26 protein-coding genes and 1 riboswitch are annotated in these 23,987 nt (G+C 74.1%); of the genes, 14 read left to right on the top strand and 12 right to left on the bottom strand.

All coding sequences use genetic code 11. The annotated features are described in order from the left end of the window. The first annotated feature begins 113 nt into the window (after positions 1 to 113). From ACQUFX_RS00330 to ACQUFX_RS00345, 4 genes are all read left to right on the top strand, one after another. A complete protein-coding gene (locus ACQUFX_RS00330) occupies positions 114 to 1,316 on the top strand; it encodes an acyltransferase family protein (protein WP_428964025.1) in 1,203 nt (400 codons plus the stop codon). A gap of 34 nt (positions 1,317 to 1,350) precedes the next feature. After that, complete coding sequence (gene recO, locus ACQUFX_RS00335; protein WP_428964026.1) at positions 1,351 to 2,223, top strand: DNA repair protein RecO; 873 nt, start codon at positions 1,351 to 1,353, stop codon at positions 2,221 to 2,223. Between the two features lie 32 nt (positions 2,224 to 2,255). After that, positions 2,256 to 3,032 carry an isoprenyl transferase gene (locus ACQUFX_RS00340; protein ID WP_428966811.1) on the top strand — a complete coding sequence of 259 codons (777 nt, stop codon included), beginning with the start codon at positions 2,256 to 2,258 and terminating at the stop codon, positions 3,030 to 3,032. 120 nt (positions 3,033 to 3,152) lie between these two features. Continuing rightward, positions 3,153 to 3,338, top strand: a complete 186-nt coding sequence (locus ACQUFX_RS00345) for a hypothetical protein (RefSeq protein WP_067359709.1) — start codon at positions 3,153 to 3,155, stop codon at positions 3,336 to 3,338. A 195-nt stretch (positions 3,339 to 3,533) separates the two neighbouring features. Here the strand turns inward: ACQUFX_RS00345 and gndA are convergent, their stop codons facing one another. Then, positions 3,534 to 4,976: an NADP-dependent phosphogluconate dehydrogenase gene (gndA, locus tag ACQUFX_RS00350; RefSeq protein WP_428964027.1), complete on the bottom strand. Its 1,443-nt coding sequence runs from the start codon at positions 4,974 to 4,976 to the stop codon at positions 3,534 to 3,536. 439 nt (positions 4,977 to 5,415) lie between these two features. Here gndA and ACQUFX_RS00355 point away from each other — a divergent pair, with 439 nt between their 5' ends. After that, positions 5,416 to 5,826, top strand: coding sequence for a hypothetical protein (locus ACQUFX_RS00355; protein WP_428964028.1), 411 nt, complete (start codon positions 5,416 to 5,418; stop codon positions 5,824 to 5,826). Positions 5,827 to 5,842: 16 nt separating this feature from the next. Here the strand turns inward: ACQUFX_RS00355 and ACQUFX_RS00360 are convergent, their stop codons facing one another. The 3 genes from ACQUFX_RS00360 to ACQUFX_RS00370 all read right to left on the bottom strand — a co-directional run bounded on the left by ACQUFX_RS00360 (position 5,843) and on the right by ACQUFX_RS00370 (position 8,863). Beyond that, positions 5,843 to 6,643 (bottom strand): energy-coupling factor transporter transmembrane component T family protein, encoded by an 801-nt coding sequence (locus ACQUFX_RS00360; RefSeq protein WP_067359706.1) that lies wholly within the window; start codon positions 6,641 to 6,643, stop codon positions 5,843 to 5,845. After that, a complete protein-coding gene (locus ACQUFX_RS00365; RefSeq protein WP_428964029.1) occupies positions 6,630 to 8,105 on the bottom strand; it encodes an ABC transporter ATP-binding protein in 1,476 nt (491 codons plus the stop codon). Before ACQUFX_RS00365 ends, ACQUFX_RS00360 begins: the two co-directional genes overlap by 14 nt. 167 nt (positions 8,106 to 8,272) lie before the next feature. Then, complete coding sequence (locus ACQUFX_RS00370; RefSeq protein ID WP_428964030.1) at positions 8,273 to 8,863, bottom strand: ECF transporter S component; 591 nt, start codon at positions 8,861 to 8,863, stop codon at positions 8,273 to 8,275. A 73-nt stretch (positions 8,864 to 8,936) separates the two neighbouring features. Further along, positions 8,937 to 9,043: riboswitch (TPP riboswitch) on the bottom strand. Between the two features lie 509 nt (positions 9,044 to 9,552). On the opposite strand from ACQUFX_RS00370, the gene ACQUFX_RS00375 reads away from it, so the two are divergent. The 6 genes from ACQUFX_RS00375 to ACQUFX_RS00400 all read left to right on the top strand — a co-directional run bounded on the left by ACQUFX_RS00375 (position 9,553) and on the right by ACQUFX_RS00400 (position 15,840). Next, positions 9,553 to 10,542 carry a permease gene (locus ACQUFX_RS00375; protein WP_428964031.1) on the top strand — a complete coding sequence of 330 codons (990 nt, stop codon included), beginning with the start codon at positions 9,553 to 9,555 and terminating at the stop codon, positions 10,540 to 10,542. Continuing rightward, positions 10,539 to 11,300 (top strand): TIGR03943 family putative permease subunit, encoded by a 762-nt coding sequence (locus ACQUFX_RS00380; protein ID WP_428964032.1) that lies wholly within the window; start codon positions 10,539 to 10,541, stop codon positions 11,298 to 11,300. Before ACQUFX_RS00375 ends, ACQUFX_RS00380 begins: the two co-directional genes overlap by 4 nt. A gap of 29 nt (positions 11,301 to 11,329) precedes the next feature. Further along, complete coding sequence (locus ACQUFX_RS00385) at positions 11,330 to 12,160, top strand: alpha/beta fold hydrolase (RefSeq protein WP_428964033.1); 831 nt, start codon at positions 11,330 to 11,332, stop codon at positions 12,158 to 12,160. Between the two features lie 20 nt (positions 12,161 to 12,180). After that, complete coding sequence (locus ACQUFX_RS00390; RefSeq protein ID WP_428964034.1) at positions 12,181 to 12,930, top strand: sugar isomerase domain-containing protein; 750 nt, start codon at positions 12,181 to 12,183, stop codon at positions 12,928 to 12,930. Positions 12,931 to 13,065: 135 nt separating this feature from the next. Then, a complete protein-coding gene (locus tag ACQUFX_RS00395) occupies positions 13,066 to 13,554 on the top strand; it encodes a DUF6328 family protein (protein ID WP_428964035.1) in 489 nt (162 codons plus the stop codon). 234 nt (positions 13,555 to 13,788) lie between these two features. Continuing rightward, positions 13,789 to 15,840: an acyl-CoA dehydrogenase family protein gene (locus ACQUFX_RS00400; protein WP_428966812.1), complete on the top strand. Its 2,052-nt coding sequence runs from the start codon at positions 13,789 to 13,791 to the stop codon at positions 15,838 to 15,840. A gap of 126 nt (positions 15,841 to 15,966) precedes the next feature. On the opposite strand, the gene ACQUFX_RS00405 is transcribed toward ACQUFX_RS00400, so the two are convergent. The 7 genes from ACQUFX_RS00405 to ACQUFX_RS00435 all read right to left on the bottom strand — a co-directional run bounded on the left by ACQUFX_RS00405 (position 15,967) and on the right by ACQUFX_RS00435 (position 20,440). Further along, a complete protein-coding gene (locus ACQUFX_RS00405) occupies positions 15,967 to 16,569 on the bottom strand; it encodes a hypothetical protein (protein WP_428964036.1) in 603 nt (200 codons plus the stop codon). Between the two features lie 89 nt (positions 16,570 to 16,658). Next, positions 16,659 to 17,060, bottom strand: a complete 402-nt coding sequence (locus ACQUFX_RS00410) for a Fur family transcriptional regulator (RefSeq protein ID WP_428964037.1) — start codon at positions 17,058 to 17,060, stop codon at positions 16,659 to 16,661. Continuing rightward, a complete protein-coding gene (locus ACQUFX_RS00415; RefSeq protein WP_067359697.1) occupies positions 17,057 to 17,356 on the bottom strand; it encodes an ArsR/SmtB family transcription factor in 300 nt (99 codons plus the stop codon). Before ACQUFX_RS00415 ends, ACQUFX_RS00410 begins: the two co-directional genes overlap by 4 nt. Before the next feature lie 43 nt (positions 17,357 to 17,399). Further along, positions 17,400 to 18,266 (bottom strand): metal ABC transporter permease, encoded by an 867-nt coding sequence (locus tag ACQUFX_RS00420; RefSeq protein WP_428966813.1) that lies wholly within the window; start codon positions 18,264 to 18,266, stop codon positions 17,400 to 17,402. 2 nt (positions 18,267 to 18,268) lie between these two features. After that, the gene (locus tag ACQUFX_RS00425) at positions 18,269 to 19,030 is read right to left on the bottom strand and encodes a metal ABC transporter ATP-binding protein (protein WP_428964038.1); all 762 of its coding nucleotides are present in this window, start codon (positions 19,028 to 19,030) and stop codon (positions 18,269 to 18,271) included. Then, positions 19,027 to 20,067 (bottom strand): metal ABC transporter substrate-binding protein, encoded by a 1,041-nt coding sequence (locus ACQUFX_RS00430; RefSeq protein ID WP_428964039.1) that lies wholly within the window; start codon positions 20,065 to 20,067, stop codon positions 19,027 to 19,029. Before ACQUFX_RS00430 ends, ACQUFX_RS00425 begins: the two co-directional genes overlap by 4 nt. 115 nt (positions 20,068 to 20,182) lie before the next feature. Further along, a complete protein-coding gene (locus tag ACQUFX_RS00435) occupies positions 20,183 to 20,440 on the bottom strand; it encodes a DUF6703 family protein (RefSeq protein ID WP_428964040.1) in 258 nt (85 codons plus the stop codon). 27 nt (positions 20,441 to 20,467) lie between these two features. On the opposite strand from ACQUFX_RS00435, the gene ACQUFX_RS00440 reads away from it, so the two are divergent. The 3 genes from ACQUFX_RS00440 (at position 20,468) to ACQUFX_RS00450 (ending at position 22,870) form a co-directional block, all read left to right on the top strand. Beyond that, positions 20,468 to 20,809, top strand: coding sequence for an antibiotic biosynthesis monooxygenase family protein (locus ACQUFX_RS00440; protein WP_067359693.1), 342 nt, complete (start codon positions 20,468 to 20,470; stop codon positions 20,807 to 20,809). Positions 20,810 to 20,832: 23 nt separating this feature from the next. Then, positions 20,833 to 21,378: an Rv0361 family membrane protein gene (locus tag ACQUFX_RS00445; protein WP_428964041.1), complete on the top strand. Its 546-nt coding sequence runs from the start codon at positions 20,833 to 20,835 to the stop codon at positions 21,376 to 21,378. Between the two features lie 112 nt (positions 21,379 to 21,490). Further along, on the top strand, positions 21,491 to 22,870 hold the full coding sequence (locus ACQUFX_RS00450) for a glycine--tRNA ligase (RefSeq protein ID WP_428964042.1): 1,380 nt from the start codon (positions 21,491 to 21,493) through the stop codon (positions 22,868 to 22,870). 53 nt (positions 22,871 to 22,923) lie between these two features. Here the strand turns inward: ACQUFX_RS00450 and ACQUFX_RS00455 are convergent, their stop codons facing one another. Beyond that, complete coding sequence (locus ACQUFX_RS00455; RefSeq protein WP_428964043.1) at positions 22,924 to 23,931, bottom strand: type IV toxin-antitoxin system AbiEi family antitoxin domain-containing protein; 1,008 nt, start codon at positions 23,929 to 23,931, stop codon at positions 22,924 to 22,926. Positions 23,932 to 23,987: the final 56 nt, after the last annotated feature.

A 23,987-nucleotide genomic window follows, 5' to 3' on the forward strand; every position in this document is an offset into this window, starting at 1 on the left:
TCTTCGACTATGGGATGTCTCACGATTCGTCGGGTCGCGGCCGGTTTGCCGGGACGAGGGCGGAGGGTAGGGGACTGTCGTTCCCCGCCTCCCCCGGAGATAGACACAGGCTGATGCGAAACAGATACCTGGACCTGCTCCGATTCCTGGCCATCATCCGTGTGGTGGTGTATCACGTCACCGGGTGGGCGAGCCTGACCCTGATCTTCCCGGCGATGTCGGTCATGTTCGCCCTCGCCGGCTCGCTGATGGCGGCCTCGCTGACCCGGACCGGCCCGTCGGCGGTGGTCCGCCGGCTGCGCCGGTTGCTGCCGTCGCTGTGGGTGGTGGCGCTGATCTTCGTACCCGCCATGCTCTTCACCGGCCTGGAACCGACCTGGCGGGTGGTGCTCTGGCTCTTCCCGGTCGCCGACCCGCCGGCCAACCACTGGGGTGCGCTCGCGCTGAGCGTGATCTGGTACCTGCGGGACTACCTCTGGTTCGTGCTGGCCTCCCCGATCGCGCTCTGGCTGTTCCGCCGCGCGCCGCTGCCCACGCTCCTCGCCCCGTACCTGCTGCTGCTGGCGATCCAGGTGGGGGTGCTCGCCGACCCGTCCCTGGTGCTGCGCGAGTTCGGGCTCTACTTCGGAGCCTGGCTGCTGGGCTTCGCCCACCACGATGGACTGCTGCGCCGGCTCACCAACCGGGTGCTGGTCCCGACCGTGCTGGTCGTCGGGGGCACCGGTGCGGCGTGGGTCCTCACCCACCCCGGCAACCGGGGGTACGACCTCAACGACATCCCACTGGGCAACGCGCTCTGGTCGGCGGCGTTCATCCTGGTGGCGCTGGGCCGCGCGCCGGCCGGGGCGGCCTGGGTGGACCGCAACGCGGTGTTCGGCCGCGCGGTGACGGTGCTGAACCGGCGGGCGCTCACCGTCTACCTCTGGCACATGCCGTTCGTGGTCGCGCTCACCCCGCTGGTCGACGTCGTCGGCTGGTCCCACCAGGACCCGGTGGGCCTGGCCATCCGGGTGTTCCTGGTCTTCGCCCTGGTCGGGCTGGTGACGATGCTGGTCGGCTGGGTGGAGGACGTGGCCGCCGGACGCCCACCGGAGATGCTGCCCGGCGGGCGGCGCCCGGCCCCGGCCGGCGGGCCGCCGGCCGCGCCGGGTCACCCCGGGGGCGTCGACCCGCCGGGTCGTTCCGGGGCCGCCGGGTCGGCCTGGCGGCCGGCGGAAGCCGGGGCGGACGGGCCGGCGCGACGCCGGGCGCCGGTCCCGGGGGCCCGGGTCGCGGACGACGACGAGGAGGAGACCGTCCAGAGCCCCGCCCGGTGACCGGCGGCCCGGGGGTACGGGGGAGAATGCCCTGATGGCCGGGTACCGTCGACAGCTCTACCGCGACGACGCGGTGGTGCTGCGTGTGCAGAAACTCGGCGAGTCCGACCGGATCATCACCCTGCTGACCCGTCGGCACGGCCGGCTGCGCGCGGTCGCCCGGGGGGTCCGCCGCACCACCAGCAAGTTCGGCGCTCGGCTGGAGCCGTTCGGGCACATCGACCTGCAACTGGCCGGTGACCCGAAGGGCGAGCAGGGCAGCTCCCTGCACAGCGTCAGCCAGGTCGAGGGGATCGACCTGTACGGCAAGCGGTTCCTCGGCGACTACCCCCGGTACACGGCGGCCAGCGCGATCGCCGAGACCGCCGAACGGCTCACCCCGGTCGAGCGGGAGCCGTCGCTGCGGCTGTTCCAGCTCACCCTCGGCGCGCTGCGTGCGCTGGCGGTGGGGGAGCACGCCACCACCCTGGTGCTCGACGCGTACCTGCTGCGGGCGATGAGCCTCGCCGGCTGGGCCCCGGCGCTGACCGCCTGCGCCGTCTGCGGCACGCCCGGCCGGCACCGAGCGTTCTCGGTGCCCGCCGGGGGGAGCGTCTGCCCGGACTGCCGGCCACCCGGCGCGGCCCACCCGGCCCCGGCCACCGTCGACCTGATGTCCGCGCTGACCACCGGTGACTGGCGGATCGCCGACGCCACCGAGACCGGGGTACGCCGGGAGTGCAGCGGCCTGGTCGCGGCGCACCTGCAGTGGCACCTGGAGCGCGCGTTACGCTCGCTGCCGCTGGTCGACCGGGGCACCTCGGCGACCGGCCCGGCCCCGGCCCCGCGCGGTGGTGTGGCCGACCCGGTCCCGCCGCCCGGCGTCGGGGCCGGCGCGGAGGGCATGACCAGGGAGATGACCGAGTGATCCGATCGACGAGGACCGGCCGGCGCGAGCCGGTGCCGCCGACCCCGCACCCGTCCGGTGCCCGGCCCCCGGCGCTGCCGGCCGGGGCACTGCCGAAGCACGTGGCCATCGTGATGGACGGCAACGGCCGCTGGGCCAAGGAGCGTGGCCTGCCCCGCACCAAGGGTCACGAGCAGGGCGAGTACAGCCTCTTCGACACCGTCGAGGGCGCCATCGAGCTGGGCATCCCGTACCTGTCGGCGTACGCGTTCTCCACCGAGAACTGGCGGCGCTCGCCGGACGAGGTCCGGTTCCTGATGGGCTTCAACCGGGACGTCATCCGTCGCCGCCGGGACCAGCTCGTCGAGCTGGGCGTCCGGGTGGTCTGGTCGGGGCGGGCCGGGCGGCTGTGGAAGAGCGTCATCTCCGAGTTGCAGACCGCCGAGGAGATGTCGAGGGACAACAGCACCCTGACCCTCCAGTTCTGCGTCAACTACGGCGGGCAGGCGGAGATCGCCGACGCCGCCGCCCGGATCGCCGCCGAGGCCGCCGCCGGCCGGCTGGACCCGGCGAAGGTCACCGAGAAGACCGTGGCGAAGTACCTGTACCACCCCGAGGTGCCCGAGGTGGACCTCTTCCTGCGCCCCTCCGGGGAGCAGCGGATCTCCAACTTCCTGCTCTGGCAGACCGCCTACGCGGAGATGGTCTACCTGGACACCCTCTGGCCGGACTTCGACCGCCGGCACCTCTGGTACGCCTGCGAGCTGTACGCCCAGCGGGACCGCCGCTTCGGCGGCGCGCTGCCCAACCCGGTCGCCCCGCCGGTCTGAGGCCCGGTCACCCGGCTCAGGCGGCCGGAGGCCCGGTCAACGGCTCCGGCGGCCGGAGGCTTACCGGCGGACCCGGTTGGGTATCACCAGGTCAGGAGCGACTGACGGAGGTGAACCGAGATGATGCGCAAGCGGATCGGCCAGTACGCGGTGATGGCCGTGGCGGTGCCGCTGGCGGCGGCCGGTGCCCGCCGACTCAGCCACACCCTGGAGGCCCGGCGCGGCCCGACCGGGGTGAGCCGGCTGCTGACCAGGGGCGCCGACATGTTGCGCCCGCAGCGGGCCAGGCGCCGCCGGTTCTGGTGACCGTCGGCCGACGGAACGAGGGGATCGAGGGATGTGCGGGTGCCGCCCCGGCGGGGTGACCGGGGTGGCACCCGCGCGGGGACACCGGGTACGGCACGGGGCCGTCCGCTCCGACGCTCACCGCGTCGGAGCGGACGGCCCCGTCGTGTCGAGCCGTGCCGAGGGCCGGCGGTCACCGCCGGCCCGTGGCGACCGTCAGCCGGCGACCTCGGCGCGGCCGGCGGCCCAGAGGGTGTGGAAGCTGCCCTCGCGGTCCACCCGCTGGTAGGTGTGCGCCCCGAAGTTGTCCCGCAGGCCCTGGATCAGCGCGGCCGGCAGCCGGTCCGCCCGCAGCGCGTCGAAGTAGGACAGCGACGAGCCGAAGGCGGGCGCCGGGACGCCGGCCCGGGCCGCGTCGGCCACCACCCGTCGCCAGCTCGGCACACCGGCCGCCACCGCCTCGGCGAAGTACGGCGCCACCAGCAGGCTCGGCAGGTCCGGCTGCTGGTCGTACGCCTGCTTGATCCGGTCCAGGAAGCGGGCCCGGATGATGCAGCCGCCCCGCCAGATGGTGGCGGTGCTGCCCAGGTCGATGTTCCAGTCGTACTCGCTGCTGCCGGCCCGGATGTGGTCGAAGCCCTGCGCGTACGCGACGATCTTCGAGGCGAGCAGCGCCCGGCGGACGTCCTCGACGAACGCCTCCCGGTCACTGACCTGCCACTTCTCGCCCGCGTCCGGGAACGCCCGGCGGGCCGCCTCGCGTTGGCCGGCGTGCCCGGACAGCGACCGGGCGAAGGTCGCCTCGGCGATGCCGGTGATCGGGATGCCGAGGTCGAGCGCGCTCTGCACCGTCCACCGGCCGGTGCCTTTCTGCTCGGCCCGGTCCTGTACCACGTCGACGAAGGGCTTGCCGGTGTCGGCGTCGGTGTGCGCCAGCACGTCCGCGGTGATCTCGATGAGGAAGGACTCCAGCTCACCGGTGTTCCACTCGCGGAAGATCTCCGCGATCTCGGCGGGCGTCGCGTCCAGGCCGGCCCGCAGCAGGTCGTACGCCTCCGCGATGAGCTGCATGTCGGCGTACTCGATGCCGTTGTGCACCATCTTCACGAAGTGCCCGGCGCCGTCCGGCCCGACGTGGACGCAGCACGGGGTGCCCTCCACCTGGGCGGCGATCTTCTCGAAGATCGGGCCGAGCTTGGCGTACGACTCGGCGGAGCCGCCGGGCATGATGCTCGGGCCGAGCAGCGCGCCCTCCTCGCCACCGGAGACCCCGGTGCCGACGAAGTGCAGCCCGTGGGTGCGCAGCGCCTCCTCCCGGCGGCGGGTGTCGGCGAAGTGCGCGTTGCCGCAGTCGATGACGATGTCGCCCGCCTCCAGCAGGGGGATCAGCTCGTCGATGACCGCGTCGGTGGGCGCGCCGGCCTTGACCATGATGATGACCGCGCGTGGCCGCTCCAGTGCGGCCACGAAGTCGGCCAGGGACTCGGCGGGGACGAACGTGCCCTCGTCGCCGTGCTCGGCCACCAGCTTGCGGGTCCGCTCCGGGGACCGGTTGTGCACCGCCACCGTGAACCCGTTCCGGGCGAGGTTGCGGGCCAGGTTCCGGCCCATCACCGCCAGCCCGGTCACGCCGATCTGCGCCGTCGCCTGTTCAGTCATCCGTTCCGCCACCTTCCAGTCGGCCTGCTGATGCAGACGGTATCGCGGCCGGTCGCGGACCCGGCGGGGAGACCGAGACGGTGTCACCAGGTGGTCGCGCCGGCACCACCCGCAGGTGCGTCCGCGTGTCGCCACCTCCGGTCGCGGCGCACGGATCGGCCGGGCCCGGCGGGCCGTCGACGGTGGCCGGTAATTCGGGTGCGGGTCGGCGGGCGGGTCGGATACCGTCCGGTCATGCGCAACTGACGCCCCTGCCGAGCCCCGGGACCACCGCCGTCGCCGTGGTCCCCTGTGCCTGCGGGCGTCCGCATCCCGTCCACCGCCACGTGCGCTGTCGACGTCGGGCCGACCCCGGGGGCACCCCTTCTCCCCGCTCGCCCGACCGTGCCCGGCCGGCCCGGCCGGCCCGGACGGTCCCGTTCCCACGAGGAGCCACCAGATGCCTGCTGCCCGCAACCCGAAGAAGTCCCGTACCCCGTCGCCCGCACCGTCCCCGGTGGACGCGCCGCCGGCGACCCCGCCGGCCAGCCTGGTCCCGCCGGCCAGCCTGGTCCCGCCGGCTGGCCCGGTCCCGCCGGCTGGCCTGGTCCCGCCGGCGGGCGTGCCGGCCCGGCCCGCCGACCTGCCGGCCCGGCCCGCCGACCTGCCGGCCCGGCCCGCCGACCTGCCGGCCCGGCCCGCAGGGCTGGTGCCGTCGGCGTCGTCGGTCGAACCGGTGGTCCGGCCGGGCGGACCCGCCCCGTCGGCGACGCCGACGGCGGGACCGCGGCAGGACGGCCGGCGCGGGGCGATCTCCGGCCGTGGCCGCTCCGCCGGTCAGACCCGCCGGTACGCCTTCCGGCGGAGCTGAGCACCGCCGGGGAGGGTCAGCCGATCAGGGGGCGGAAGGTGCCGAGGGCGACGCTGACCGCCAGCGCGGCCCCGGCCAGCGCCGCCGCCCCGGCGACCAGCAGCCCGTCGGCGACGGTGAACCGTTGCCGGCGGGCGACGGTGCGCGGGGTGCCCGCGTCGAAGCCCCGGGCGTCCATCGCCACCGCCAGCCGGGTACCCCGGCGGATCGCGCCGACCAGCAGGGCGAACGCGGTCGAGGCGAACAGGCGCAGCCGGGCCACCGGGTTGCGCCCGGCGTCCACCCCGCGCGCCCGGCGGGCCATGCTGATCATCTGCCACTCCTCGGCGAGCAGCGGCACCAGCCGGAACGCGGCCAGCGCGCCGATGGCGAACCGGGCCGGCGCCCTCGCGTTCTGGATCAGCGCGTCGGCCAGGTCCGTCGGGTCGGTGGTGGCGAAGACGATCACCCCGGGCAGCGCCACCGCGAACATCCGCAGCACCAGCCCGAGCGCGGTCACCAGGACCCCCGAGGTGACCAGCACCGGACCCGCCGCGACCAGCGTCGTACCGGACCGGTCGGCGGCGAAGAGCACCAGCGTGACCAGGATGCCCACCGCGCCCACCAGCAGTGGTGCCGCCCGCCGGGCCAGCACCCGGTAGCGGACCCCGAACAGCGGGAGCAGCGCCAGTTCGACGGCGATGGCGATCGCCGGGGCCACCGGGTCCAGGGTGGCGATCAGCAGTACCGAGAAGACCAGCGCCGCCGCCAGCTTCGCCACCGGGTTGCGCCGGGCCAGCGGCGCGCCCGGCACGGCGACCGGCTCAACCTGGAGCATCGTCGCCCCCGACGGTCCGGTCGGCCGGGGCCGGGCCGGTGCCCCCGTCGGCCCGGGACAGGACGACGGTCCGGTCAGCGAGCGCGGCGACGAAGTCCGGGTCGTGGGTGACCGTGACGACGCCGTGCCCGGCGTCGCGCAGGTCGGCGAAGAGGTCCAGCAGCTCCAGCCAGGTCCGCCGGTCCTGCCCGAAGGTGGGCTCGTCGCAGATCAGCAGGCGGGGCGCGGTGGCCAGGGCGGTCGCCACGCTCAGCCGTCGCGCCTCGCCACCCGAGAGGGTGTACGGGTTGGCCCCGGCCAGCCGGGTCAGCCGCAGCCGCTCCAGCAGTTCGTCCACGGTGGCCCGGACCGCCTCCTCCGGTCGACCGGTACGGCGCGGGCCGAGGGCGAGTTCGTCGCGGACGGTGGCGGTGACGAACTGGTGCTCCGGGTCCTGGAACACCGACCCGATCCGGCGGGCCAGCGCCGGCGCCCGCCACCGGTGCGGGGGAGTACGGGCGTCCCGGCCGGCCAGGTCGGCCCCGGCGGTCACCCGGCCGGTGCCGGGGCGCAGCAGTCCACCGAGGAGCAGGGCCAGGGTGGACTTGCCGGCGCCGTTCGGCCCCCGCACGGCGAGCGCCTCCCCGGCCCGTACGGTCAGGTCGGTGGCGGCCAGCCGGGGCGGCAGGCCGAGCCGGTCGGCGGTGAGCAACGGGGCACCGGCCGGGGTGCGGGCGCGGCGCGACGGCACCGGCCGGCCCGGCACCCAGACCCCCTCGGCCGCCAGGGCGTCCCCGTGCGCGGCGAAGACGGTCTCCGGTGGCCCGTCCGCGCGCACCCCGCCGCCCGGTTCCAGCACCACCACCCGGTCGACCAGGGGCAGCGCCTCGGCGACCCGGTGCTCGACCAGGACCAGGGTGGTGTCCTCGTCGAGCGCGCCGGCGATCGCCGCGCGGACCAGGTCCGCCCCGGCCGGGTCGAGGTTCGCGGTCGGCTCGTCGAGCAGCAGCAGGCCGGGGCGCAGGGCGAGCGTCCCGGCCAGGGCGAGCCGCTGCTGCTCGCCGCCGGAGAGCGCGGCGGTGGGCCGGTCCCGGTGGTACGGGAAGCCGACCCGGCGCAGCGCCGCGTCGACCCGGGGCCAGATCTCGTCCGCCGGCACCCCCCGGTTCTCCAGGCCGAACGCGACGTCGTCGCCGCTGCGGGCCATCACGAGCTGGGTCTGCGGATCCTGGAAGACGATGCCGACCCGTTCCCGGTCCTTGCGCGGGTCGACCCCGTCGACCTCGACGCTGCCCTCCTGCTCACCGGAGTCCTCGGGCAACAGCCCGGCCAGCGCCGCCAGCAGGGTGCTCTTACCGGCCCCCGACGGCCCGAGCAGCAGCACCCGCTCGCCGCGCTCGACACGCAGGTCCACCCCGCGCACGGCCCACCGCCTCCGCCCCGCGTGCCGCCACCCGAACCCCCGCACCCACACCCCGCTCACGCCCCGCCCCCTCCCTGCCCCGTCGCCCCGCCCCCTTCCGGCCCGTCGCCCCGCCCCCTTCCGGCCCGTCGCCCCGCCCCTCCCCGGCCCGTCGATCATGGAGTTGACCGGCCGGCACGTCGTGTCGCGGGACGTCAACTCCATGATCGACACAGTGGGCGGCCGGGTCAGACCGGGGTGCGGTCGCGGGCGGCGGGGAAACGGTCGAGGACGCCGGTGCCGGCGAGGGCCCGGGTCAGGTAGTGCCCGCCGACCCCCGCGATCAGGGTCGCGCTCACCACGGTCAGCGCCGCGTAGGGCAGGCGGTAGGTGACGAGGTCGTACTCGGCGTTCCAGACGACGAAGTCGAACAGGGCGGCGCCGAGGCCGGTGAGCGCGCCGGCGAGCGCCGCGACCGGCAGCCGGAACGAGCGGTACCGGAAGGCGGCGAAGGCCAGTTCGGCGCCGAGCCCCTGGATCAGGCCCTGGACGATGGTGATCCCGCCCCACTCCGAGCCGAGCAGCGCCGAGATGGTGGCGGCCACCGCCTCGCAGAAGAGGGCGGCGCCGGGCTTGCGGATCACCAGCCCGCCGAGGACGGCCGGCACCAGCCAGACGCCGTACATGATGGCCTGGGTCGCCGGGGCGGCGGCGAAGGCCGGGTCGGCGGCCCGCCAGACCAGGCCCCAGGCCCAGAAGATCACGCCGAAGGAGACGGCGATCACGGCGGCGACCACGATGTCGATCGTCCGCCAGCGGTGCGTGTCGGTGCGGTTCACGTGATTGCTCCCAGTCCGGACTGCGAACCAGGAGAAGACGCACGCCGCGTCCGGTTGGCCGGACGACGGCGCGGCTGGAGGTCGACCGAACTCCCTGCGCTGGCATTACCCAGATCAGGTTCGAGGGTCTGCGGGCCCCGGCCCGCACTCTCAGCGCTGTGCGCTCCCCTGTCGGAGGTGAAGTTGTCTCATCGACGCTAACACCTCGGAAGATCGCCGGGCAAAGTGATCTTTTCGCTGCTCACCGCAGCGGGCGGAGTCGCCCAGGCGCGCTCCTGCCGGTGTCGCGGCGCGCTTGTCCCGATGGCTCGACGGGCTTCTCCCGGCGTCGCGACCCGCTACTTCAGGTGTCCCGACGCGGTGCGATGCGCCGATCCGGCGGCTTTTCCACAGGCCGCGTGGCACGCATCGACGCGGTCCCGTCGCGGGCAGTACTCTCAGGCGGCCGTCAGGGCCCCGGCGGCGGGGCGGGACGGCGTGACGATCGACGAGGCGGGCGGGTGTCACGGGTGGACGGCGGATCTGTCGAGGGCGGCGAGCGGGCCGCGACCGGGCAACCCGGTCGACTGGCCGCGCCGGCCCCGCCACCGGGCGCTCCCGACTCCCCACCAGATGCTTCCACCCCGCGCCCGGGCGCTTCCGACCCGTCGTCGCCGGGTGGGCCCACCGCGCCGCCGACGGGCGGGCCGGTGGGGGGCGGGAGGCCGGACGGGGGCCGCCGGCTGCTCGGCGACCGGATCGGGTCGGTGGAGGTGCTCGCCGCCCTGCTGGTCCTGCTGGTGATCTTCCGCGAGCCGGTGGCGGGGCTGCTCTCCACGCCCCGGTTGCAGACCTGGACCACCGTCTTCGTCTCGATCATGGTGCAGGCCGTGCCGTTCCTGGTCTTCGGGGTGCTGCTCTCGGCGGTGATCGCGGTCTACGTGCCCCGCTCGTTCTGGGCCCGGGCGCTGCCCCGGCGACCGGCGCTGGCCGTGCCGGTGGCCAGCGCGGCGGGGGTGGTGCTGCCCGGCTGCGAGTGCGGCGCGGTGCCGATCGCCGGGTCGCTGATGCGCCGGGGCGTCACCCCGGCCGCCGCGCTGGCCTTCCTGCTCGCCGCCCCGGCGATCAACCCGATCGTGCTGACCGCCACGGCGGTCGCCTTCCCCGGCAACCCGGAGATGGTCCTCGCCCGGGGCCTGGCCAGCCTGGTCGTGGCGATGATCATGGGATGGCTCTGGCTGCGGCTGGGCCGGACCGACTGGATCCGGCTCCCGCACCGCCCCGACCTGGACGGGCTCTCCCGCGGGGCGGCGTTCTGGTCGGCGGTCCGGCACGACGTGGTGCACGCCGGTGGCTTCCTGGTCCTCGGCGCGATGGCGGCGGCCAGCATCAACGTCCTGGTGCCGGAGCGCTGGTTGCAGACCCTCGCCGACAACCCGGTGCTCTCCGTGCTCGTCCTGGCCCTGCTCGCCGTGCTGCTCTCGCTCTGCTCCGAGGCGGACGCCTTCGTGGCGGCGTCGCTGTCCCAGTTCTCCCTCACGTCCCGGCTGGTCTTCCTGGTGGTGGGTCCGATGGTCGACCTCAAGCTCGTCGCGATGCAGTCCGGGGTCTTCGGCCGCCGGTTCGCGTACCGTTTCGCGCCGGCGACCTTCGTGGTCGCGGTGACGGTGGCGGTGGCCGTCGGGGCGGTGCTGCTGTGAACCGGCAGGCACAGGCGGTCGTCCTGCTCCTGCTCGGCGGGGCCGTGGTCCGGGCCAGCGTCACCGACCTCTACCTGCGGTACGTCAAGGAGGGGCTGCGCCCGTTCCTCGTCGCCGCCGGGATCGCGCTGATCGCCGCCGCGGTGATGACCCTCTGGTACGAGTTGCGCCCGCTCCTGCCCGGCCGGGGCGGCACGCCGAGCGGCCAGGGCGACCACGCCGAGCCCGGCGAGCCCGGCGACCACGGCGGGCACGGCCACCACGAGCCCCGGGTCGGGTGGCTGCTCCTGCTGCCGGTGCTCGGGCTGCTGCTGGTCGCCCCGCCCGCGCTCGGTTCGTACGCGGTCAGCCAGGCCGGCACCACGATCCCCGGTGACGGGTTGCCCGACTATCCCGCCCTGCCCGACGAGGATCCGGCGCGGATCACCGTGCTGGACTACGCCTCCCGGGCGCTGTTCGACGCGGGGGCGTCGCTCGGGGACCGCCGGGTCCACCTCACCGGCTTCATCGCCACCGGCCCGGACAAAAGGCCGATCCTGGCCCGGATGGTGCTCTCCTGCTGCGCCGCCGACGGGCGTCCGGTCAAGCTCGGCCTGACCGGTCAGGCGCCGGTCGGGCTGCCCGACGACACCTGGGTGGAGGTGGTCGGCCGCTACAGCGACCGGGTCGGCCGTGACCCGGTCAACGACGCGGAGATCCCCTACCTGGACGTGGAGACCTGGCGGGAGGTGCCCGCCCCGAAACGCCCGTACGAGTAGGACGCCCCGGAGTGGGTAGGCTCCCGATCATGCGGATCGACGCGCGCGGGCTCACCTTCGAGGTACGTTCCGGCGGGCCGGCGACGGGTGAGCCGGTGCTCCTGCTGCACGGCTTCCCTCAGCACGGCGGCGAGTTCGACGACGTGCTCCCGGCGCTGCACGCCGCCGGGCTGCGCACGTACGCGCCGGACCAGCGGGGCTACTCACCCGACGCCCGGCCACCCGAGGTCGCCGACTACCGGATCACCGAGTGCGTCGCCGACGCGCTCGCCCTGCTCGACGCCCTCGAAGCGCCCCGGGTGCACCTGGTCGGGCACGACTGGGGCGCGCTGGTCGCCTGGCACCTGGCCGCCGGGCACGCCGACCGGGTCCGCACGCTCACCGCCGTCTCCGTCCCGCACCCGGCCGCGATGGCGTACGCCCTGGGCACCGACCCGGAACAGCGGGACCGCTCGGCGTACATCGGGTTGTTCCGGCAGCCGGGGAAGGCGGAGGACGTCCTGCTCGCCGACGACGCGACGGCGCTGCGGGCGCTGCTCACCGGGGTCGGCGACGCCGACCGGGTGGACCGGTACGCCGCGCCGATGCGCGAGCCCGGGGCGCTCACCGCCGCGCTGAACTGGTACCGGGCGATGTCCCCGACCGACCTGGCCGAGGTCGCCCCGGCCCGGGTGCCGACGACGTTCGTCTGGAGCGACCAGGACCCGGCCGTCGGCCGGACCGCCGCCGAGGCGTGCGCCGCCCAGGTGACGGGGGAGTACCGCCTCGTCGAACTGACCGGGGTGAGCCACTGGATTCCCGACGAGGCCCCCGCCGCGCTCGCCGAGGCGATCCTGGCCCGGGTCGGTACGGCCCGGTGACCCCGACGGACGGAGGACGCATGACGGTGAGCGCGGACGCGTACCTGGCGGCGGTGACCGAGGCGATCGGGCGGGTCTCCGCCGGCCAGCGGGAGGCGGTGACCCGCGCGGCGGACCTGATCGCCGACGCGGTCCGCGCCGACGGGGTGGTGCACGCCTTCGGCACCGGTCACTCCGAGGCCCTGGCCATGGAGATCGCCGGCCGGGCCGGCGGGCTGGTGCCGACCAACCGGATCGCGCTGCGGGACGTGGTGCTGCGCGGCGGCGAGTCGCCGGACCTGCTCGGGCCGATGCTGGAACGCGATCCGGCGGTGGCGCACCGGCTGCTCGACCTCACCCCGGTCAGCCCGTCGGACGTCTTCGTGCTCGCCTCCAACTCCGGGGTCAACGGCGCGATGGTGGAGTTCGCCGCGCTGGTCAGGGAGCGCGGGCACGGCCTGGTCGTGATCACCTCCGCCGCGCACTCGGCGCGGATGACCTCCCGGCACCCCTCCGGGCGCAAGGTGGCCGACTTCGCCGACGTGGTGCTGGACAACGGCGCCCCGTACGGCGACGCGACCCTGCCGTTACCCGGCGGCGGTGCGGTGGGCGCGGTCTCCTCGATCACCGCCGCGTTGCTGGCGCAGCAGATCGTGGTCGAGGTGGTGGCCCGGCTGCTCGACGTCGGTGTGCCCGCGCCGGTGTACCTGTCGGCGAACATTCCCGACGGGGACGCGCACAACGCCGCCCTGGAGGCCCGGTACGCAGGGCGGATCCGCCGGGGGTCGTGACCCGCCGGTCGCCCCGGCCGACACCGGCCGCAGCGACGGACATGAGTTGGTTTCGTGGTGCCCGGTGCCGGGCACAGGCGTTGTCGCCAACCGGGGGTGGACCCCGTGGGCGGTACGTCTTCACGGAGGTTGCGCGTGTCGAAGGAAACCGAGAAGCAGCGCTGGCAGCGCAACTTCGCCGACCTGCTCCAGGAGTTGCGGGTCGCGCAGACCGGCGTGCAGATCCTCTTCGCCTTCCTGCTCACCCTGCCGTTCAGCGCCGGCTTCAGCGAGACCACGAACTTCCAACGGGACGTCTACATCGTCGCGCTGCTGGCCGCTGCCGCCGCCACCGCGATGATCATCTCGCCGGTCGCCTTCCACCGGGCGTTGTTCCGGCAGGGTCGCAAGCCGGAACTGGTCCGCTTCGCGCACCGGATGGCCAGCGGTGGTCTCGCCTTCATGCTGGTCGCGATGGTCAGCGCGGTCCTGCTGGTCACCGACTTCGTGTTGCCCTTCTGGGTGGCGCTGCTGCTCACCGGGTGCACCGGGGTCTGGTTCCTGACCTTCTGGGCGGCGCTGCCGTTCGCTCGACGCAACTGGGGCGAGGACGACCTCGACGACGACGAGGACACCCCGGCCTGACCCCTGGTCGCCGCCGATCCGCCCGGCCGGCTCGGACCGTTCGCCCACCTGGGCACAACGGTGACGGAACCGAGGGGCGCAACGGTGACGGAACCGACGCCGGGGCCCAGTGAGGGCCGGGCAGGTCCGAATAGAGGCGTACCGGACGCTACTCCTGGGTAACTACCCGGGAGTAGCGCTCGTTCGGAGCCACCGACCGTGCAGCCGGACCCGAGGAGGCAGCCCGTGACCACCATGCGCAACGACCGAACCGGGGCCGACGCGGACCCCGCGCCGGCCCCGGCGACGACGACCGAGCACCCCGTGCCGGCTCCGGCGGCTGGGCACGCCGCGTCGCCCGAGTCGGCCGGACCCGGTGACGGGGCGGGGCCGCTGCCCGGCGAGGCGGGGCAGGTCAGCGAGAAGGAGGCTCGGCAGGTCGCCGAGGCGGCCCGCGAGGCGGCCTGGGACCGGCCCAGCTTCGGCAAGGAACTCTTCCTCGGCCGGCTCCGCCTGGACCTGATCGACCCCTGGCCGCGCCCCGACCCGGCCGACAGCGCCCGCGCCGAGGAGTTCCTCGGGCGGCTGCGCGCGTACGTAACCAGCGAGGTGGACGGCGCGGCGATCGAACGGGACGCCCGCATCCCCGACGAGGTGTTCCACGGCCTGGCCGACCTCGGCGCGTTCGGCATGAAGATCGACCGAGAGTACGGCGGCCTCGGCCTGACCAACCTGCACTACTGCCGGGCGCTGATGCTGGCCGGGTCGGTCAGCCCGGCGATCGGCGCGCTGCTCTCGGCGCACCAGTCGATCGGGGTGCCGCAGCCGTTGAAGATGTTCGGCAGCGCCGAGCAGAAGCAGCGCTTCCTGCCCCGGCTCGCCGCCGGTGAGGTCTCCGCGTTCCTGCTCACCGAGCCGGACGTCGGCTCCGACCCGGCCCGGCTCGGCACCACCGCCGAGCCCACCGCCGACGGTACCGGGTACCGGCTCAACGGGGTGAAGCTCTGGGCGACCAACGGTACCGTCGCGACCCTGCTGGTGGTGATGGCGCGGGTGCCGGCCACCGAGGGGCGGCGCGGCGGGATCACCGCCTTCGTCGTCGAGGGGGACGCCGAGGGCATCACCGTCGAGCGACGCAACTCCTTCGTCGGGCTGCGCGGCCTGGAGAACAGCCTCACCCGCTTCCACGACGTCTTCGTCCCCAAGGAGAACGTCATCGGCGGCGAGGGCAAGGGGTTGAAGATCGCCCTCACCACGCTGAACACCGGCCGGCTGTCGCTGCCCGCGATGTGCGTCGGAGCCGGCAAGTGGTCGCTGAACGTGGCCCGGGAGTGGGCCGCCGACCGGGTCCAGTGGGGCCGGCCGGTCGGCGAGCACGAGGCGGTCGCCCAGAAGCTGGCCTTCATCGCCGCGACCACGTACGGCATGGAGACCATGCTCGACCTGTGCTGCCTGCTCGCCGACGACGACCGCAACGACATCCGGATCGAGGCGGCGCTGGTCAAGCTCTACGCCAGCGAGATGGCCTGGACCATCGCCGACGAGCTGGTCCAGATCCGGGGTGGTCGCGGGTACGAGACCGCCGACTCGCTCGCCGCCCGGGGCGAACGGCCGGCCGCCGTCGAGCAGATCCTGCGGGACCTGCGGATCAACCGGATCTTCGAGGGCTCCACCGAGATCATGCACCTGCTCATCGCCCGGGAGGCGGTCGACGCCCACCTCTCCGTCGCCGGGGACATCATCGACCCGGACGCCGGTCTCGGCCGCAAGGCGAAGGCCGGGGCGCGCGCCGGGGCGTTCTACGCGAAGTGGCTGCCCACCCTGGCCGTCGGCCGGGGCCAGTCGCCGACCGCGTACGCCGGGTTCGGCCCGCTCGCCGGGCACCTGCGCCAGGTCGAGCGGTACAGCCGCAAGCTGGCCCGGTCGACGTTCTACGCGATGTCCCGCTGGCAGGGCAAGATGGAGCGCAAGCAGGCGTTCCTCGGCCGGGTGGTGGACATCGGCGCGGAGCTGTTCGCGATGAGCGCGGTCTGCGTACGGGCGCACGCCGAGCGCGACGCCCACCCGGAGAACCTGGAACTGGCCGACCTGTTCTGCCGGCAGGCCCAGCTCCGCATCGACCAGCTCTTCACCGCACTGTGGTCGAACACCGACCGGGTCGACGTGGCCGCGGCGAAGCGGATCCTCGCCGGTCGGTACGCGGCGCTGGAGGAGGGGGTGGTGACGCCCCCCACCGACCAGCCCTGGGTGGCCCCCTGGACGCCCGGCCCCAGCACCACCGAGGACGTCCGCCGCCGCCTCCGCTGAGGCGCGCTGAGGTGTAAGGAAGGGCCCCCTGTTAACGCATACGGTAGAGAAGGGAACCCTTCTCACCCGCCACGTGTTAATAAGGGGCCCTTCCTTGCACCCCGGCACGGGCGGGGCGGGGGTGGGTCAGCGGCGGCGGACGCCGAGGCGGCGGAGTTCCAGCTCGGCCAGGGCGTCCACGGTGGCGTCGTCGCCGCGCCGCCACGCCTCGGCGACGTCGGGGGTGATCCGGGTCAGCCGCCGTACCGGCTGGTTGGCCAGGGCGCGCAGGGCCAGCAGGTCCCGGCCGGCGGGGACGCCGGCCAGCGCCGCCGCCGCGCCGGCCCGGCGCATCCAGCGCACCCGCAGCGGCAGCCAGCCGACCAGCACCAGCCCGAGCGGGAAGATCAGGACGGCCACCGCGAGGGCCAGGGCGAGCTGGTCGATCAGTTCCTGCTGGTCGCGGCCGGCCTCGGCCAGCGCCCGCGCGGCCCCGGCGGCCCGTTCGAAGGGCGCGGTCAGCTCGTCGCCGACCAGCGGTACCCGGCCGACCTTGCCGCCCGCGTCGGCCAGGTTGTCGGCCAGGCCACCGCCGGCCCCCTCCATCTTCTGCCCGGGTACGGCGAGCTTCTGCACCAGGTCGTGCAGCCACAGCGCGCCCCGGATCGAGGCGTACACCCAGGCGACGACGAGCAGGTCGGTGAGGAGCTGACGGAGGGCGACGGGGGAGCGGTCAGCGTAGATTTTCACGCCGGACAGCGTGTCACGCCCCCGCCCACCCGTCGATGCCCCGACCACCGGCCGGGGGACGCCGCGCAGGGCGCGGGCAGCGGGCGGGGTCAGGGCGCGCAGGCCGGGCAGGTGCCGAAGATCTCCAGCGTGTGGCTGACGTCGGAGTACCCGTGTTGCGCGGCGACCCGGTCGGCCCAGGACTCCACGGCCGGGCCGGCCACCTCGACGGTCCGCCCGCAGGAGCGGCAGACCAGGTGGTGGTGGTGCCCCTCGCTGCACCGGCGGTAGAGGTGCTCGCCGCCCGGCGGGCGCATGACGTCGATCTCGCCCGCGTCGGCGAGCCCCTGCAACGTCCGGTAGACCGTGGTCAGGCCGACCCGTTCGCCCCGCTCCCGCAGCATCGCGTGCAGATCCTGGGCGCTGTGGAAGCCCTCGACCTCGCCGAGCAGGGCGCTGACCGCGCTGCGCTGGCGGGTGTTGCGGACGGTGGTGCCGCTCTCCTCGGTCACGATCCCTCCCCGGCGTGATCGACCGCGTCGGCCACGATGTGCGCGACGTGCTCGTCGACCAGGGCGTAGGCGATCTCCCGGCCGCGCCGCGAGCCGCGTACCACCCCGGCACCGCGCAGCACCCGCAGGTGCTGGGAGACCAGCGGCTGGGTCGCGCCGAGCTTCTCCACCAGCTCGTGCACGCAGCGTTCGCCCTCGGCCAGTTCGCTGACGATGGCCAGCCGGATCGGTGCCGAGAGCGCCCGCAGCAACTCGCTCGCACCCTCGTACGAGTCGTAGCCGTTCGCGCTGGTCACCCTGCAACGGTAACCGTTACCAGCCGGCGGCCGGAAACCAGGATCAGCGCAGCACCACCTCGTGCGGCTCCGGGGCGGGCGCGGCGACCGGGGCCCGGCGGCGGCGCAGCACCCGCCAGGCCGCCCCGGCGACCGCCACGACCAGGAACGACGCGATCGCCAGCAGCACCACCGAGGCTCCCGGCGCGGTGTCGACGTTGGCGGCGACGAAGACCCCGCCCCCGGCGGCGAAGAGCCCGAGCGCCATCGCTGCCGTCATGGTGCTGCGGAATCCCCGGGTGACCTGCTGCGCGGTGGCCACCGGCACCACCATCAGCGCGCTGATCAGCAGCACCCCGACGGCCCGCATGGCGATCGTGACGGTCACCGCCGTGGTGACCGCGATCAGCAGGTTGAGGGTACGCACCGGCAGGCCGGAGACCCGGGCGTACTCCTCGTCGTGGCAGACCGCGAAGAGCGCCGGGCGCAGCGCCAGCATGACCACCGTGATCGCCGCGCCGAGCACCGCGATGGCGGTCAGGTCGGTCGACGAGATGGTGGTCAGCGAGCCGAACAGGTACGCGTTGAGGTTGGCGTTGGTGCTGTCGGAGAGCCCGACCAGCATCACGCCACCGGCTATGCCGCCGTAGAAGAGCAGCGCCAGGGCGAGGTCCCCGCTGGTCCGCCCCCGGGCCCGGACCAGTTCGATGGCGACCGCCCCGATGATCGCCGCGACCACCGCCACCAGCACCGGGGACCGGTTGAGCAGCAGCCCGGCGCCGACCCCGGTCAGCGCCACGTGCCCCACCCCGTCGCCGATCAGCGCCAGCCGGCGCTGCACCAGGTAGATGCCGAGCGCCGGTGCGGCCAGGCCGATCACCAGGGCGCCGATCAGGGCCCGCTGCATGTACGGGTACTGGAAGAGTTCGATGCTCATCTGCTCCACAGCCCCACGGGCTCGTCGGGACCGTGCGGGTGCACGTGGTCGTGGTCGGGCTCGGCGTGGTGCCCGGCCGGCTCCGGCACCGCGCCGTCGTGGGCGATGCCGCCCTGGTGCACCACCAGCGCCCGGCTGGTCACCGGACGCAGCGGGCCCAGCTCGTGGGCGACCAGGAGCACCGTCCCGCCGCCGACGACGAAGCCGCGCAGCGCCGTGGCGAAGGCCTCCTGGCTGGCCGCGTCGACCCCGGCGGTGGGCTCGTCGAGGACCAGCAGGTCCGGCTGCCCGGCCAGGGCCCGCGCGATCAGGGTGCGTTGCTGCTGGCCGCCGGAGAGGGTGGCGACCGGGTCGCGGGCCCGGTCGGCGAGGCCGACGGCCTCCAGCGCGGCGGCCACGGCGGCCCGGTCGGCGGCACCGGGGGGCCGCAGCACCCCCCGGCGGGCCAGCCGGCCGGAGGCGACGACCTCCCGGACGGTGGCCGGTACGCCGCTGCCGGCACCGAGGCGCTGCGGGACGTACCCGATCCGGTGCCACCGCCGGAACCGGCGCTGCGGGGTGCCGAACAGCTCGACGGAGCCGGCGGTGAGCGGGACCAGCCCGAGCACCGCGCGGATCAGGGTCGACTTGCCGGAGCCGTTGGCCCCGAGCACGGCGACCACCTCACCGGCGGTGACGGTGAACGAGACGTCCCGCAGCACGGGGCGGCCGTCGTAACCGACCGCCCCGTGCGTGACGGAGATGACAGGTGTGCTCACGAGCAGCTCAGAGCCGTTCGGAGAGCCTGGAGGTTGGCGCGCATCACCGAAAAATAGTCGCCGTCGCCCGTCGCGGACAGTCCCTCCAGCGGATCCAGCACGGCGGTCTTCGCGCCGACCTCGGCGGCGATGGTCTCGGCGACCTTCGGGCTGACCAGCGTCTCGAAGAAGATCGTGGTGGCCTTGTGCGCCCGAGCCTCCTCGGCGACCGCGGCGAGACGCTGGGGAGAGGGCTCGTTCTCCGGGGTCAGCCCGGTGATGCCGATCTGCTCCAGCTCGTACCGCTGGGTGAGGTAGCCGAAGGCGGTGTGGCTGACCACGATCTCCCGGCGCTGGCAGGTCTCCAGCCCCTTGCTGAACTCGCCGTCGAGCTGCTCCAGCTCGGTACGGAACTGCTGGGCGCGGGTGGTGAAGTCGGCGGCCCGCTCCGGGGCGAGCTGCCCGAGCCGCTCGGCGAGCTTGTCGCCGATGGTCGCCAGGCGGGTCGGGTCGAGCCAGACGTGCGGGTCCTTGGCCCCGTCGCCCTCCGCGTGCTGCTCCTCGGCCGCCGGCTTCTCGTCGGCGTGCTTCTCCTCGCCCTCGTGGTCGTGATCGTGGTCGTGCCCGTCCTCGCCCTCGTGGTCGTCCCCGTCGCCGTGGTCGTGGCTGTGCCCGCCGGCGGCGGCGTCCAGCAACGGCTGCACGGTGGCCACGTCGAAGGCCCGGTCCTCGGCGTTCTGCTCGACGGCGGTGTCCACCGCGGGCTGGAAGCCGTCCAGGAAGACCACCAGCTCGGCCTGGCTGATCTGGCCCACCTGGCTCGGGCTCAGCTCCATGTCGTGCGGATGGGATCCCGGCTTGGCCAGGTTGGTGACGGTCACCGCGTCCCCACCGACCCGCTCGGTGACGAACTGCAACGGGTAGAAGCCGGCGACCACGTCGATGCGGTCCGGGGAGCTGCCGGCAGTCTCGTCGGTGCCGCACGCCGCCGCGCCGCCCAGGGCGAGCAGGGCGGTGGTGACGGCGGCCAGGGTGCGGGGAGTGGAGCGGCTGTTCATGCCCCCACTCTCCGCCCTAACGAAATTGATTGTCAAAGCCGCATGATTGCATGAGCCCTGCTCGGGACCGGTGCGGAGTGCCGGCGTGCCCGGCCGGCGCGGCGGATCGGCGGGATCACAGGATCCTGGCCAGGGCCAGCCCGACCAGCGCCGTGATCACGATCAGCCGGATCGCCCGGTTCGCCGGGGTCTGCACCGGCCAGGTGGTCACCGACAGGGCGACCAGACCCCCCGCGAGCAGCAGCAACAACATTCCGCCCAACGGGCCCGGCGCGAAGAGCGCCACCAGGATCAGCGCCAGGGTGGCCAGGAACACCGCCGTCGGATTCAGCCGGGCCAGTCGGGCCGGCAGGGACCGCTGCGTACGCTGCATGCCACAGACTCTACGAGGAGGACCCGGGTGCTGGTCACCAACCGGTTCGTGGTGGAACCCGACGCCGCCGACACCTTCACCGAGCGGGCGCACGCCGCCCTCACCGCTCTCGCCGCCCGCCCCGGGTACCTGCGCGGGCAGTTGCTGCGGGCGCTGGACGACCCGCGCCACTGGAGCCTGCTCACCGAGTGGGAGTCGGTCGGCACGTACCGGCGGGCGCTCGGCGACTTCGACGTCAAGATCCACGCCACGCCGCTGCTCGCCGAGTCGATCGACGAGCCCTCCGCGTACGAGGCGCTGGCCAGCGCCGCAGCCGGGGGCGCGGTGGTGGTGGCCGCCAGTGATCGGGCGGCTGAACCGTACCGCTGAACTCTGGGCACTACCCTGCACGTATGACCGATCCCGGACCGGCCACCCCGCAGCCGTACCCGGTGCCGCCCGGACCGGCGACGGACGGGCCGCCACCGCCACCGCCGCCGCCGGGGCCGGGGGTGGCCCCACCCTTCGCCGCGCCCCCGACCGAGGGCGGGCAGAAGCGGCTCTGGCTCGGGCTCGGCGTCGGGGCGCTGGCGGTGCTGCTCTGCTGCGGTGGCGGCGGCGCGGCGGTGGTCGGCCTGGCGGTGACCAACGTGCGCGCCCTCGACGAGCAGGGGCGGGCGGTCACCGACGACTACTACCGGGCGCTGGTGGAGAAGAAGTACGGCGAGGCGTACGACATGCTCTGCCCCGCCGAGCGGCGCCGCGAGACGAAGCCGGACTTCGAGCGGCGGACCGCCGCCGAGCCGGAGATCTCCTCGTTCCGGGTGCAGAACGTCGACGAGGTCAACCTCACCGTGACGGTGGACGTCAGCTACGCCGACGGGGACCGGGGCACCCAGCGGGTCACCCTGGCACCGGACACCCAGAGCGGCGGCCTGGAGGTCTGCGGGGTCGACTGACCGTCACCGGTAATGTGCGGGGGTCGGGACCGTGGTGGTCGTACCGTTGTCCCGACCGTACGTACCGTCCACCTCACGTCCCCGCCGACCGCCAGTCGGCGTAGGAGGAAACATGCCAGCCGACCGTATCGACGCCGTCGTCAGCCTCGCCAAGCGCCGGGGTTTCGTCTTCCCCTCCAGTGAGATCTACGGAGGCACCCGGTCGGCGTGGGACTACGGTCCGCTCGGCGTGGAGTTGAAGGAGAACGTCCGCCGGCAGTGGTGGCGGACGATGGTCCAGCAGCGCGACGACGTCGTCGGCCTGGACTCGGCGGTCATCCTGGCCCGCAAGGTCTGGGAGGCCAGCGGCCACATCGCCGAGTTCGTCGACCCGCTCACCGAGTGCCAGTCCTGCCACAAGCGGTTCCGCGCCGACCACCTCGAAGAGGCGTACGAGGCCAAGCACGGCAAGCCGCTGACCTCGCTGACCGAGCTGAACTGCCCCAACTGCGGCAACAAGGGGACCTTCACCGAGCCGAAGATGTTCAACGGCCTGATGAAGACCTACCTCGGCCCGGTGGAGAGCGACGAGGGGCTGCACTACCTGCGGCCCGAGACCGCCCAGGGCATCTTCGTCAACTACCGCAACGTCGAGACGGTGGCCCGGAAGAAGCCGCCGTTCGGCATCGCGCAGACCGGCAAGTCGTTCCGCAACGAGATCACCCCGGGCAACTTCATCTTCCGGACCCGCGAGTTCGAGCAGATGGAGATGGAGTTCTTCGTCGAGCCGGGCACCGACGAGACCTGGCACGAGTACTGGTTGCAGGAGCGCTGGAACTGGTACGTCGACCTGGGGCTGACCGAGGGGAACCTGCGCTTCTACGAGCACCCCAAGGAGAAGCTCTCCCACTACTCGAAGCGCACCGTCGACATCGAGTACAAGTTCCAGTTCGGCGGCAGCGAGTTCGCCGAGCTGGAGGGGATCGCCAACCGGACCGACTTCGACCTCGCCACGCACAGCAAGCACTCCGGCGTCGACCTGTCGTACTTCGACCAGACCAAGGGCGAGCGCTGGATCCCGTACGTGATCGAGCCGGCCGCCGGCCTGACCCGGGCGGTGCTGGCCTTCCTGCTGGAGGCGTACGACGAGGACGAGGCCCCGAACACCAAGGGCGGGGTGGACAAGCGCACCGTCATGCGGTTCGACCCCCGGCTCGCCCCGGTCAAGGTGGCCGTGCTGCCGCTGTCGCGCAACGAGGCGCTCTCCCCGAAGGCCAAGGGGCTCGCCGCCGACCTGCGCAAGCGCTGGGTGGTCGAGTTCGACGACTCGCAGGCCATCGGCCGCCGGTACCGCCGCCAGGACGAGATCGGCACCCCGTTCTGCGTCACCGTCGACTTCGACACCCTGGACGACAACGCGGTGACCGTCCGCAACCGGGACACCATGACCCAGGAGCGGATCTCCCTCGACCAGGTCGAGCGGTACCTGATCGAGCGCCTCCCCGGCTGCTGACGGTGTAAGGAAGGGCCCCTTCTTAACCTCTACGGTCGAGAAGGGGCCCCTTCTCACACCCCCTCCCGAGGGGCCGTCGCCCCGGGCGGCGCGTCGTGGGGTGCCCCGGCGAGAGGTTCGGCGTGGACTCCGGTGGTGGCGCCGAGCCCGCGCCGGGACTCGTACGCCTCCTCGACGGTGCGGCGTACCCGGGCCGGCTCCCGCCGGACCTGCGCCGGGGTGAAGTGCAGGATCAGCACGCCGTACCGGCTCAGCTCGTTGTGCCGGTCGAGCGTCCGGGCCCAGTCGCCGGGGCTGAAGTGGAACTCCTGCGAGTCCACCTCCACCGCCACCGCCGCGTCGGCCAGGTACCCGTCCGGGGTGGGCAACGGCGTCCCGGTCGCGCTCGACAGGCGCGGGTTCCACAGGACATCCGGCAGCACCCGGCTGCCGGCCAGGCACTCCCGCAGCTCCGCCTCCGGCGCGGACCGGGTACCGGCCAGGACCTCGGCGAACGCCTTGCGCACCAGCGCCGTGCGGCTGCGCCGGGCCCGGCGGATCTCCGCGTCCAGCGCGCCCAGGTCGGCGTACCCCCGTTGCACGGCCTCCGCGACGACGGCCCGGACCGGCCGGAGCTGGCGCAGGTCGCGGGCTGCGTCGACCACCGCGCGGGCCGGCGAACAGACCGGGTAGAGCGCCGTGTGCCGGGCCCGGCCGTCGAGCGCGAGCGCCCGGGAGATCGTCGCGTACCCCGACGACCGGCGCCGGGCGTGGTGCGGCACGACGAGCTGGACGGCGTCGCTGCGCGGGCTGTACCGGAAGCCGTACCAGCCCAGCGCGGCCAGCCCGGTGAGCTGCGCGTCCGGGCCGGCGTAGAGGGCGGCCGAGATGCGCCGCTGCTCGTCGGTGAGGGCGCCGGTGAACAGGGCGTACGTCGCCGGGAGGACCCGCTGCCACCGTCCGCGTCGGGTCTGCCGGTACAGGTGCATGTCGTCGAGGCCGGCGGACAGGAGCTGGGCCCGGGTGACGATCTGCTGCTGGCGCTCCGCCGTGCGCTCCAGCTCGGGTGGGTGTTCAACCATGCCGCGCAGCCTGCCGGGCCGCCCCGGTCGCCGTCCGCCCCGTCGGCTCCGCCTGT

The sequence above is a fragment of the Micromonospora fluostatini genome, assembly GCF_050410825.1.
GTDB classification, from domain to species: Bacteria; Actinomycetota; Actinomycetes; order Mycobacteriales; family Micromonosporaceae; genus Micromonospora; species Micromonospora rosaria.